The sequence below is a fragment of the Melaminivora sp. genome (assembly GCF_032059615.1).
Lineage (GTDB): Bacteria > Pseudomonadota > Gammaproteobacteria > Burkholderiales > Burkholderiaceae_C > Melaminivora.
Map to the genome: position 1 here is coordinate 63,952 of NZ_DAMCAM010000003.1, position 12,207 is coordinate 76,158.

General features: G+C 70.9%; 6 protein-coding genes. 4 read left to right on the forward strand and 2 right to left on the reverse strand.

Annotation, left to right across the window (positions count from 1 at the left end; all coding sequences use genetic code 11):
- Nucleotides 1-81: 81 nt before the first annotated feature.
- Entirely contained in the window at nt 82-3,579 is a 3,498-nt protein-coding gene (locus RT051_RS01410; RefSeq protein ID WP_313070248.1) for an EAL domain-containing protein, read from the reverse strand.
- A 218-nt stretch (nt 3,580-3,797) separates the two neighbouring features.
- On the opposite strand from RT051_RS01410, the gene RT051_RS01415 reads away from it, so the two are divergent.
- The 3 genes from RT051_RS01415 to RT051_RS01425 all read left to right on the forward strand — a co-directional run bounded on the left by RT051_RS01415 (nt 3,798) and on the right by RT051_RS01425 (nt 9,354).
- Nucleotides 3,798-5,189: a phosphomannomutase/phosphoglucomutase gene (locus RT051_RS01415; RefSeq protein WP_313070251.1), complete on the forward strand. Its 1,392-nt coding sequence runs from the start codon at nt 3,798-3,800 to the stop codon at nt 5,187-5,189.
- 48 nt (nt 5,190-5,237) lie between these two features.
- Nucleotides 5,238-6,587 carry a 3-deoxy-D-manno-octulosonic acid transferase gene (locus tag RT051_RS01420; RefSeq protein ID WP_313070253.1) on the forward strand — a complete coding sequence of 450 codons (1,350 nt, stop codon included), beginning with the start codon at nt 5,238-5,240 and terminating at the stop codon, nt 6,585-6,587.
- Between the two features lie 61 nt (nt 6,588-6,648).
- The gene (locus RT051_RS01425; protein ID WP_313070256.1) at nt 6,649-9,354 is read left to right on the forward strand and encodes a bifunctional acetate--CoA ligase family protein/GNAT family N-acetyltransferase; all 2,706 of its coding nucleotides are present in this window, start codon (nt 6,649-6,651) and stop codon (nt 9,352-9,354) included.
- 40 nt (nt 9,355-9,394) lie between these two features.
- On the opposite strand, the gene RT051_RS01430 is transcribed toward RT051_RS01425, so the two are convergent.
- Nucleotides 9,395-9,553, reverse strand: a complete 159-nt coding sequence (locus tag RT051_RS01430) for a DUF3309 family protein (RefSeq protein ID WP_313070259.1) — start codon at nt 9,551-9,553, stop codon at nt 9,395-9,397.
- 206 nt (nt 9,554-9,759) lie between these two features.
- On the opposite strand from RT051_RS01430, the gene RT051_RS01435 reads away from it, so the two are divergent.
- Nucleotides 9,760-12,147 carry a catalase gene (locus tag RT051_RS01435; RefSeq protein ID WP_313070262.1) on the forward strand — a complete coding sequence of 796 codons (2,388 nt, stop codon included), beginning with the start codon at nt 9,760-9,762 and terminating at the stop codon, nt 12,145-12,147.
- The last annotated feature ends 60 nt before the right edge of the window (nt 12,148-12,207 follow it).

Sequence of the window (12,207 nt, forward strand, 5' to 3'; positions counted from 1 at the left end):
ACTGTTTGGATAGCTGCATGCCGGCTCCTGGAAACGGCATGCGGCGATTTTCATGCAAATTTCGGGGTGGGCCGCCGTGCCTTAGGCAATGCCGATGATCTCTTCCGCCTCGCTCCACTGGCCGGGTGCGCGCCAGTGCCGGGCCCAGGCGGCAAAATCGGCGGACGGCATGGGCCGGGCGATGCAATAGCCCTGCGCCAGGCGGCAGCCCATCCGCAGCAGCATGCGGCCCTGCTCGACGGTTTCCACCCCCTCGGCGATGGTGTCGCAGCCGAATGAGCGCCCCAGGCCGATGACTCCCTGCACGATGGCCCGGTCGCCGGCGTCGCTGAGCATGCCCGAGACGAAGCTGCGGTCGAGCTTGAGATGGTCCATGGGCAGGCGGCGCAGGTAGGCCAGCGACGAGTAGCCGGTGCCAAAATCGTCGAACGACACGCCCACGCCCAGCGCCCGCAGGCGGCGCAGCTCGCGCGCGGCGTGCTCGAGGTCGTAGAGCGCGGCGCTCTCGGTCAGCTCCACGTGCAGCAGGCGCGCCGGCACCTCGGGGTAGAGTGCCATGCGCGAGGCCACCCAGTCGGCGAAGCCCTCGCGGTGCAGGTGCTCGGGCGTGATGTTGATGCTGACGGGCAGGGGCAGGCCGTCGTGCATCAGCCGCGCAATCAACGCCAGGGCCGTGTCCACCACCCATTCGCCGAAGATGGCCTGCAGCTCCGCCTGCCCCTCGATCAGGTGCAGGAACTGCCCGGGAGCCAGCACGCCGCGCTCCGGGTGCACCCAGCGCGCCAGTGCCTCCGCACCCACCACCACGCCCAGGTGCATGTCCACCTTGGGTTGCAGGTACAGGGCCAGCTCCTCGTCCTGCAGGGCCTGCAGCAGCCGCGCGCGTTCGTCGCGGCGCGCCTGTTCGGCCCGCTCGTGCGCGGCGTCGAAGGCGTGGAAGCGGTTGCGCCCCGCCTGCTTGGCGATGTACATGGCCTGGTCGGCGTGGCGCAGCAGGGTGTCCCCGTCGGCTCCATCGTCGGGGTAGAGTGTGTAGCCGATGCTGGCCGTGAGCATCACCCGCTCGCCGTCGAGGATGTACGGCATGGCGATGCTCTCGAGCAGCGCGCGCATGCGCTGTTCGCACGCCGCGTGACCCGGCAGGCCGTGCAGCAGGATGACGAACTCGTCGCCGCCCAGGCGCGCCACGCAGTCGCTCAGGCGCACCGTCCGCTTGAGGCGCTCGGCCACCTGCACCAGCAGGCGGTCGCCCGCGGCGTGGCCCAGGCGGTCGTTGATGGGCTTGAAGCCGTCCAGGTCGAGGTAGCCCACGCCCAGCTGCGTGCCGTAGGCGTCGCACTGCTGCATGCCCTCGCGCAGGCGACGCTCCAGCAGCACCCGGTTGGCCAGCCCCGTGAGCGCGTCGTAGTGCGCCATGCGCTCGAGCTGCTGCTCCTGCGCGCGCTGGCTGGTCACGTCGATGGTCATGCCCACCATGCGCTGCGGCTCGCCCTCGGCACTCCAGGAGACCACCTTGCCCAGGCTGCGGATCCAGCGCTCGGCCAGGGCGTCGCGGCTGACGCGGCAGATCAGGTCGAAGGGCTGATGGGGCTCGCCCAGGTGACGCTCGAGCTCGCGCGAGACGACAGCCGTGTCGGCCTGCGCCAATGCCGTGGCCCACGGGATGGGTCGCAGCTGCGGGTCCTCGGGCAGGCCCAGCAGGCTGCGCCAGCGGGCATCGCCCGTGATAGAGCCGCTGGCCAGGTCCCAGTCCCACAGGCCCAGCGCCGCCGCCTCGATGGTCAGCGACAGCAGCTCCTCGCGCTCGCGGATGCTCTGCTCGGCCCGCTTGCGCTCGGTGATGTCGTGCAGCGCAAACAGCCAGCAGGCCTCGCCATGCAGCTGCACGGCGCTCACGGTCTGCAGCACCGTGCGCTGTTCGCCCGTGGCGGTGGTGATGTCCACCTCGTGGTTCACCAGCTCGCCCCGCTCCTGGGCAATGGCCAGCATGGCCGCGCGCCGATCCGGATCATGCAGGCCCATCTCGACCGCCGAGCGGCCCAGGACCTGCTCGCGTGTGTAGCCCAGCAGCTGCTCCCAGGCCGGGTTCACGTCCAGGTGCGCCCCGTCGGCGCGCCGGGTGTAGCCCAGCGGCGTCGGCAGCAGCTGGAAGACCCGCGCCAGCCGCTCCTCGGAGGCGTGCAGCTCCTCGGTGGCGCGGCGCATCTCGTCGATGTCCTGCAGGATGCCGCGGATGCGCACCACCCGGCCGGCCTCGATCACCGGCTCGCCATGCGCGCGCACCCAGCGGCGGCGACCATCATCGGCGCGCACGATCTCCAGCTCCATGCTCCAGGGCGCGCTCTCGCGCAAGCTGCGGCGCATCTGCTCACGCATCGGGCCGCGCCATTCGGGCGCGACGAAGTCATCCACATAGTTGCGCGGCAGGGCGTCGCCCGCGGAGAGGCCGTGGACGTCGAAGCACACATCCGACCAATAGACGATGCCCGCGCCCGGCACCTCCTCCCAGACGCCCAGCCGCGCCATCCAGCCGGCCTGGTGCAGCAGACCGCTGGTGGAGGTCAGCTCGTCGCGCACCTGTTGCTGCTCGGTGATGTCCAGGTACATGCCCGACAGGCGGCGCACGCGCCCGTCCACACCCTGCTCGACGGCGTGGCCACGCGCGATGAGCCAGCGCCAGCGGCCCTGGTCGTCACGCATACGGAACTCCGCCTGCACCGCCGTCTCGCGGCCCGCCAGCACGCGGCGCAGGTAGGGCGCAAGGCGCTGCAGGTCGTCGGGATGATGACGCGTGCGGCGCCAGCGCCGGCCCTCGCGGCTGCGCAGCTGCAGGTGGGCCAGCGTTCCGGTGGCGTCGTCGGGGCTGTCGGCCAGGCCGAGGCTGCGGTACAGGCGCCCGCCATAAAACAGGCGCTGCCCGGCCACGTCCCACTCCCAGCGCCCGCCGCCGGAAGCGCGCAGGGCGCGCACCAGGTCCTGCTCGCGCCGGGCAAGGGCCGTCAGCACCTGGGCGCGGCTGCGCAGCAGGTTCGCACCGCCTGCCAGCAGCAGGACCCCCAGGGTGTAGCGCCAGGGCAGGATCGCCTCCCAGCCCTGCGGAAAATGCGCCCGCTGCCAGGCGGCGACCAGGCTGTCGGCCAGCCAGGGCAGCAGTACCAGGGGCAGGCTGAACGCCATGCCGACGACTGCCAGCGCTGGCGCGAGATGCCGGCGCCGCTGCAGCTCCTGCCAGACGAGCCCCAGGCAGAGCGAGGCCGCGGCGACAGCCAGGGCCTGCAGCCACTCGGTGGTCGAGGCAAGCCCGTGCCCGGCTACCGCCACGGCGGCGGCCACCAGGCCCGAGGCTGGCCCCCAGAGAAAGGCGGCGCAGCCCACCAGGACAGGGTGCACTACCAGGCCCGTGCCATCGCTCGCCAGCGTGGCCTGGCCCGTGACGATGAGCGAGGCGAAGCCGCTCAACAGGCCCAGGCCCAGCCGGGTCGCCCGGCGCGGGTGGGCAAGCTCTGCCTGCGGCAGCACCGCCAGAAGCGCGACCAGCAACAGGTGGACGATGGCCGGGACGACGAGGGAACTGTTCATCGGCACGCGCGCAGGACGGCGTTCCGGCGTGGAGGCCAGCCCGCGGTCGACCCGTGCGGCGCGGGTGAAAAAAGGCGAGCCTGGCAAATCATGTGACTGAGTGTAATTGGTGCGGGCGGTTGGCCCGCCCCTAGAATCGGCCCCCTGTCCGGGGGCTGGCGCGCAGCTGGCGCAGGCCCCGATCCGCCTCCCGCGACCCGCCCATGAAGGAGCCACCCGTGCATTCCATTTCCCCTGCCATCTTCAAGGCCTACGACATCCGCGGGGTCGTGCCGCAGACACTCGACGAGACCGTGGCGCGGGACCTGGGGCGGGCGTTCGGCATGGCGGCGCGCGCCGCGGGCGAGCGCACCGTGGCCGTGGGCCGCGACGGCCGCCTGTCCGGGCCGGCGCTGGCTGCGGCCCTGACCGCCGGGCTGGTGGACGTGGGCCTGGAGGTGATCGACATCGGCGCGGTCACCACGCCGTTGCTGTACTTTGCCGCCAGCACCCTGTGCACGAGCGGCATCCAGGTGACCGGCAGCCACAATCCCAAGGACTACAACGGCTTCAAGATGGTGCTGGCCGGTCGCGCCATCTACGGCGAGGAGATCCAGGCGCTGCGCCGCGCCATGGAAGGCCGGCAGTGGCAGCTGGCCGAAGGCGGCAGCGTGCGCCGCGCCGATGTGCTGCCGGCCTACCGCGAGCGCATCACCGGCGACGTGCGGCTGACGCGGCCCATGAAGATCGTCGTGGACAGCGGCAACGGCATTGCCGGGGCGTCCGCGCCGGGCATCTTCCGGGCGCTGGGCTGCGAGGTGCTGGAGCTGCACTCCGAGGTGGACGGCGACTTTCCCAACCACCACCCCGACCCGAGCAAGCCGGAGAACCTGCGCGACGTCATCCGCGCGCTGCAGGAGACCGACGCCGAGCTGGGCCTGGCTTTCGACGGCGACGGCGACCGCCTGGGCATCGTCACCCGGGATGGCAGCAACATCTTCCCCGACCGCCAGATGATGCTGTTCGCGCGCGACGTGCTCTCGCGCGTGCCGGGCGCTCCCATCGTGTTCGATGTCAAGTGCACCCAGCGCCTGGCGCCAGCCATTCGCGAGGCGGGCGGCGAGCCTGTCATGTACAAGACCGGGCATTCGCTGATCAAGGCGCGCATGAAAGAGCTGGACTCGCCCCTGGGCGGCGAGATGAGCGGCCACATCTTCTTCAAGGAGCGCTGGTACGGCTTCGACGACGGCACCTATGCCGGCTGCCGCCTGCTGGAAATCCTGAGCCGGCACGACGACGCCGGAAGCGTGCTCAATGCCCTGCCCACCAGCCACTCCACGCCCGAGCTCAACGTGGCCTGCGAGGAGGGTGAGCCCCACCGCCTGACGGCCGAGCTGCAGGCCCTGGCGGCGGACGCCTTCGCCGCGCCGGCGCGCATCAGCACCATCGACGGCCTGCGCGTGGACTGGCCCGACGGCTTCGGCCTGATCCGTGCGAGCAACACCACGCCGGTGCTGGTGCTGCGCTTCGAGGGCCAAACGCCCGAGGCGCTGGCGCGCATCGAGGCCGACATGCTGGCCCTGCTGGCGCGCGTCAAGCCCGATGCGCAGGTGGGCGGCGCGGCGCACTGACGTCCACGTCCTGCGCTCTTCGATCTGCGCCCGACCCCGTCCGCTTTCGTGCAGCAGCTTGCGCTGTGGCTCTACAGCCTGGCCACGTGGCTGGCGCAGCCGCTGCTGCGCCGGCGGCTGCGCCGGCGCGCCCAGGCTGAGCCGCTCTACGGCGAGCACGTGCCCGAGCGCTTTGGGCACTACCTGCCGCTGCCGTCCGGGCAGGGCGCCGCGGCCGGCCCCCTGGTCTGGCTGCATGCCGTCTCGCTGGGCGAGACCCGCGCCGCCGCGCTGCTGCTGGCCGAGCTGCGCCCGCTGCTGCCCGGCATGCGGCTGCTGCTGACCCACGGCACGGCCACCGGCCGCGCGGAAGGCGCGCGGCTGCTGGCCCCGGGCGACCTGCAGGTCTGGCTGCCGTGGGACACGCGCGCCGCCACGCGCCGCTTCGTGCGGCACTTCCGCCCGGCCCTCGGCATCCTGATGGAGACCGAGGTCTGGCCCAACCTGGCAGCGAGCTGCCGACACGCTGGCGTGCCGCTGGTTCTGGCCAATGCGCGGCTCAACGCCCGCTCCTACGCGGGGGCCCAGCGCCTGGCCTGGCTGGCGCGGCCGGCCTACCAGGGCCTGGCCGCCGCGTGGGCCCAGTCCGCGCAGGACGCAAAACGGCTGGCCGCGCTGGGCGCGCCCGTGGCCGGCGTGCTGGGCAACCTCAAGTTCGACGTGCGGCCCGACGCCGGGCAGCTGGCCCAGGGCCACGCCTGGCGCGGCCGCAGCGCCCGCCCCGTGGTGCTGCTGGCCAGCAGCCGCGAGGGCGAGGAGGCGCAGTGGCTGCGCGCGGTGCAGGAACATTTCAAGGAAAAACCGGCTCCATCCCTTGAGGGGCAAGGACTTTCAGCTATCAAATCAGAGAGCGCTGCCGCAGTGCAATGGCTGCTCGTGCCGCGCCATCCGCAGCGCTTCGACGAGGTCGAGCAGTTGTGCCTCGCGGCGGGACTGCGCGTGTCCCGGCGCAGCTGCTGGAGCGGCGAGCCCGAGGCAGCCGACGTCTGGCTGGGCGACAGCATGGGCGAAATGGCGCTGTACTACGGCCTGGCCGACGTGGCGCTGCTGGGCGGCAGCTTCGAGCCCCTGGGCGGGCAAAACCTGATCGAGGCCGCGGCCTGCGGCTGCCCGGTGGTCATGGGGCCGCACACCTTCAATTTCACCGAGGCGGCGCAGCTGGCCAGCGCCGCCGGCGCGGCCGAGCGGGTGGCCGACATGCGCGCCGGCGTGGCCGCAGCCGTGGCCCTGGCGCTGGACGCGCCGCGCCGCGCGGTGGTTGTCGGGCAGGCGCAGGCCTTCGCGCAAGCCCACCGGGGCGCGGCAGGCGCGATGGCGCAGGCTATCGCCCGGCTGCTGCAGGCAAAAGCAGGGCGGTAAAGGCGCCCTTGCTGCGCCAGGGTGCTGGCTGCCGCGCGACTCCTGCACCACAATCGCCGCCATGATGGACAAGCACTACCTCACGCCCCTGTTCAACCCCGGCTCGGTCATCGTGCTCGCCGGCAGCGACGACACGCCCGAGGCCCTCACCCCGCAGGCGCGGGTGCTGCGCGAGGCCATCCGGGCGCAGCGCTACAGCGGCGAGCTCACCTTCCTTGGCGTGCACACCAGCGGCACCCTGGCCGACCTGGCGCAGACCCGGGCCGACCTGGCCGTCATCGCCCTGCCGCCCGACGAGCTGGCCGCGGGGCTTGAGCTGGCCGGCCGCGTCAACTGCCGCTGCGCCCTGGTGGTCTCCAGCGGCATCGATGCCGAGCTGGCCGACAGGCTGCACAAGATCGCGCGGCGTGAGGGCATGCACCTGCTGGGTCCCAACTCGCTGGGCATCCAGCGGCCGTCCCTGGGGCTCAATGCCAGCGCCGCCGGGCCGCTGGCGCGCGACGGCTCGCTGGCGCTGGTGTGCCAGTCGGGGGCGCTGACGTCCTCCATCCTGGACTGGGCGCGCAACAACGCCGTGGGGTTCTCCAGTGTCATTTCGCTCGGGCCGCACACCGACCTGGGCCTGAGCGAAGCGCTGGACTTTCTCGCCAACGACCCCCGCACGCAGAGCATCGTCGTCTACATGGAGGGCATACAGAACGCGCGCCGCTTCATGAGCGCGCTGCGCTCGGCAGCGCATGCCAAGCCGGTGGTGGTGCTCAAGGCCGGCCGCAAGGCTGCCGGCAACGAGGCGGCGCAGACGCACAGCGCAGCCATCGTCGGCAGCGACGACGTATTCGACGCCGCGCTGCGCCGCGCCGGCGCCGTGCGCGTGCGCTCCTTCGTCGAGCTGTTCTCCGCGGCCAAGTGCCTGGCGTCCCGCTACCGCCCCGTGGGCCGGCGCCTGGCGCTGATCACCAACGGCGGCGGGCCCGGCGTGCTGGCAGCCGACTGGGCCAATGAGATCGGCCTGGATCTGGGCCGGCCCTCGGCGGAGAGCGCCGCGGCGCTGGCCGAAAAACTGCCGCCCCTGGCGACGCTGAGCGACCTGATGGACGTGTCGGAAGAGGCCGGGCCCGAGCACTACCGGGCCGCGCTGGAGTCGGCCTTCCGCGACCGCCAGATCGACGGGGTGCTGGCCATCTTCTCGCCCAAGGAGGGTGTCGATGCCGTCGCAGTGGCCACGGCAGTCGCCGAGGCCAAGCGCCTGGCGCCCAAGCCCCTGCTGGCCTGCTGGATGGGCGACGCCTCGGTGGTGCCGGCGCGCGAGGTGCTGCGGGGCGCGCAGATCCCCAACTTCCGCACGCCCGAGGCGGCGGTGGGGGCCTTCGGCAACATCGCCTCGTTCTATCAGAACCAGCAGCTGCTGCAGCAGACGCCGGCGCCGCTCACGGCCCTGGCCAAGCCCGACATCGAAGGCGCACGGCTGGTCATCGAGACGGTGCTGGCCGAGCGCCGCCACGTGCTCACCGAGATGGAGTCGAAGACGCTGCTGGCGGCCTTCCACATTCCGGTCACGCGCACTCTGCTGGCGCGCAACGCGCACGAGGCCATGATGATCGGCACGCAGCTCGGGTTTCCGGTAGTGCTCAAGATCGACTCGCCCGACATCGCGCACAAATCCGACGTGGGCGGCGTGGCGCTGAACGTGCAGAACGGCGCCGCTGCGCGCGACGCCTACTCCGACATGGTGCAGCGCGTGGGCCGGCTGCAGCCCGGCGCGCGCATCAACGGCGTGACCGTGCAGCCCATGGTGCGCGCGCGGCGCGGGCGCGAGATCTATATCGGCCTGACCACCGACGAGCCGTTCGGGCCGGTCATCACCTTCGGCGCCGGCGGCACCATGATCGAGCTGATCAACGACCGCGCCATGGAGCTGCCGCCGCTCAACCAGTTCCTGGCGCGCCGGCTGATGGATCGCTCGCGCGTGGCCGAGATGCTGGGTGAGTGGCGCGGCGCGCCGGCGGTGAACCGTCAGATGCTGGAGCAGACGTTGCTGCGCGTATCGGAGATGGTCTGCGCCCTGCCACAGCTGCGCGAAATGGACATCAACCCACTGATCGTGGATGAGGAGGGCGCTATCGCAGTCGATGCACGCATCGTCATCCATGAAAGCTCGCAGCCCGGCATCCGCGCCGACGGGCCGGGCCTGGGGCAATACAACCACCTGTCCATCCTGCCGTACCCGGCGCGTTACGAACAGGTCTGGCCGCTGCGCGGCGGTGGGGAATACCTCGTGCGCCCGATCCGGCCCGACGACGCGCAGATGGTGCAGCGCCTGGTGCGCGAGCTGTCCTCCGAGAGCCGCTACTTCCGCTTCGTCTCGCAGCTCACCGAGCTGCCCGCATCGATGCTGGCGCGCTTCACGCTCATCGACTACGACCGGGAAATGGCGCTGGTGGCCGTGCACCGCGAGCGCGTGGTGGACGACAACGGCGAGGTCAGCCACACGCAGCGCATCGTCGGGGTGTCGCGCTACGTGACCAACCCGGACCACACCACGTGCGAGTTCGCCCTGCTGGTGGCCGACGATTTTGCTGGCCGGGGCCTGGGTTCGCGCCTGATGCTGAGCATCATGGAGGTGGCACGCGACCGCGGGCTGTCGGAGGTCCAGGGCCTAGTGCTGGCCAGCAACCCCAACATGCTCAAGCTGATGCGCCGCCTGGGCTTCGAGGTGCGGCCGTTTCCGGACGACCCGGAGTTCCGCCTCGTGGTGCACCAGCTGTGAAACTGCGGCGGGCGTCCTGTGCGGGCGCGCGCCGCGGCCGTCATATCCGGCCCATAAGCAGCAGCACCAGCAGGATCAGCACCACCAGGCCGACGCCGCCGCCAGGGCCATAGCCCCAGGAGCGGCTGTAACCCCAGGTGGGCAGCACACCGATCAGGATGAGGACCAGCACGATCAGCAGGATCAGGGAGAGCGACATGGTGGGATTTCCTTTCGGTTGTCCGGCGCCTGAAGCTGGCGGCCGGGGATGCGCTTCATTGTTCGCGCCCGGCTGTTGGCCGCCGGGTAGGCGGGCGGCGCGAGGCTGGGTAAGGAACACCTCGCGCTCCCTGGACGCTCTCCTACAGTGCAAGGAGGGCAGAGCGCTTAGTTTTGCCGCTCCCACGACCCACAGGAGCGTCTTTCATGAGCAAACCAACCCAGGCTGATGCCGTCAGCGCCGAGGCAGCGGCGCGCAACACCGACAGCGGCCCGGCCGCCGTCCCGAGCGGCATGGGGGGCGAGGCCGCGCGCAAAGCGGGCGACACCGAAAAAATGGTCGCGGCCATGCCCCACAACCCGACCAAGCCCCGGGAGTACGGCGAGGCCAACGGCCTCGCGCCCAGCGCGGGCGCCACGGTCGAGGCTCCGTCGCGTCTGCCGCTCGCCAGCGCCCTGTCGGAGCAGAACGGCAGCGCCAAGACGGGCACCGTCGCGCCACAGGGGCGCAACAACACCATCGACAGCCTGGACCGTGTGCGTGTCGACTCCACCGGTCAGGCCATGACCACCAACCAGGGGGTGCTGGTCTCGGATAACCAGAACACCCTCTTTGCCGGCGTGCGCGGCCCCGCGCTGTTGGAAGACTTCGTGCTGCGCGAGAAGCTCACGCATTTCGACCACGAGCGCATTCCCGAGCGTGTGGTGCACGCGCGCGGCTCGGGTGCGCACGGCTATTTCGAGTGCACCGACGCCATCACCGACATCACCTGCGCCGCACCGTTCCAGGAAGTGGGCAAGCAGACGCCGGTCTTCGTGCGCTTTTCCACCGTGCAGGGCGAGCGCGGCTCCAAGGACACGGCGCGCGATGTGCGCGGCTTCGCCGTCAAGTTCTACACGGACGCGGGCAATTGGGACCTGGTGGGCAACAACATGCCGGTGTTCTTCATTCAGGACGCGATGAAGTTCCCCGACCTGGTGCACGCCGTCAAGCCCGAGCCGCACCACCAGATGCCGCAGGCAGCCAGCGCCCACGACACCTTCTGGGACTTCGTCTCGCTCATGCCCGAGTCCACGCACATGCTGATGTGGCAGATGTCGGACCGGGCGATTCCGCGCAGCTACGCCACCATGCAGGGCTTTGGCGTGCACACCTTCCGCTTCGTGAACGCGCAGGGCGAGGTCACGCTGGTGAAGTTCCACTGGCTGCCGGTGGCCGGCACCCATTCGCTGGTCTGGGACGAGGCCGTGAAGATCTCCGGCGCCGACCCGGACTTCAACCGCCGCGACCTGTGGGAGCGCATCGACAGCGGCGCCTACCCGCAGTGGGACCTGGCGGTTCAGCTCTTCACCGAAGAGCAGGCCGAGGCCTTCAGCTTCGACGTGCTTGACTCGACCAAGATCATCCCCGAGGAGCTGGTGCCGCTGCGCGTCATCGGCCGCATGACGCTCAACCGCAATCCTGACAATTTTTTCTCCGAGACCGAGCAGGTGGCGTTCTGCATCGCCAACATCATTCCGGGCCTCGACTTCACCAACGACCCGCTGCTGGCCGGGCGCATCCACTCGTACTTCGACACGCAGCTGCTGCGCCTGGGCGGGCCGAACTTCCATGAGATCCCCATCAACGCCCCGGTAGTGCAAGTGCACAACAACCAGCGCGACGGCTTCCATCGCCAGGCAATCTTTCGCGGCCGGGTGAACTACGAGCCCAACTCGCTGGCCGGAGGCTGTCCCTTCCAGGCTGGCATGCAGGGCTTTGTCTCGGTGGCGGCCCGCAACGAGCCGCGCCAGGACGCGGCCAAGGTGCGCGCCAAGCCCGAAAAGTTCGCCGAGCACTACCTGCAGGCGCGCCTGTTCCTGGACAGCCAGACGCCGGCCGAGAAGGACCACATCGCCGCCGCTTTCCGTTTCGAGCTGAGCAAGTGCACGGTGCCTGCCATCCGCGAGCGCATGGTTGCGTCGCTGCGCAACGTGAGTGACGAGTTCGCAGCCCAGGTGGCGGCGGGCCTGGGGATCGACCCGCTGCCCGAACCACTGCCGCTGGCCCTGCCCAACCCGCCAGCGCCGGAGGTGACGCGCTCCAAATACCTGTCACTGATGGCGCGTCCTGGCGACGGGTCGGTGGCGGGGCGCAAGGTGGCCATATTGGTCGGTGCCGGGGTGGACGCAGACTTTGCCCGCGAGCTGCAGCGCGAGCTGCTCGAGCGCGGTGCGGTCGCGCGCTTCGTCGGCATGCGCATCGGCCCGGTCAAGGCAGCGGATGGCAGCACGCTCGACGCCGACGCCTCGACGGAAAACCAGCCCGGCTTCCTGTTCGATGCGCTGGTAATCCCCGACGGCACCGCCGAGCTGGCGCGCGATGGCCACCTGTGGGAGTTCGTGCGCGACGTGTACCGCCACTGCAAGCCGCTCATGGCTCTGGGCTCGGCTCAGGAGCTGGTGCGACGCGTGCTGCCGCCCGAGCTTGACACGGCGCAGGACAAGGCGCTGATCCTGGCGGATGCGGGGGAGGACGGGGCGCTCGAGCGTTTCATCGCCTGCCTGGCGGGTCCGCGCGACTTCTCGCGCGAGAGCGATCCGCCGCTGGTCTGACGGCACCGCCCGCTGATGCTTCGACCCACCCGCCCCGCAAGGGACGGCTCCGGGGCGGAG

Excerpts from the sequence above, each read along its gene's own strand:
- RT051_RS01410 (WP_313070248.1), bottom strand. The coding sequence starts at position 3,579 with ATGAACAGTTCCCTCGTCGTCCCGGCCATCGTCCACCTGTTGCTGGTC.
- RT051_RS01425 (WP_313070256.1), top strand. The coding sequence starts at position 6,649 with ATGATGGACAAGCACTACCTCACGCCCCTGTTCAACCCCGGCTCGGTC.
- RT051_RS01430 (WP_313070259.1), bottom strand. The coding sequence starts at position 9,553 with ATGTCGCTCTCCCTGATCCTGCTGATCGTGCTGGTCCTCATCCTGATC.
- RT051_RS01435 (WP_313070262.1), top strand. The coding sequence starts at position 9,760 with ATGAGCAAACCAACCCAGGCTGATGCCGTCAGCGCCGAGGCAGCGGCG.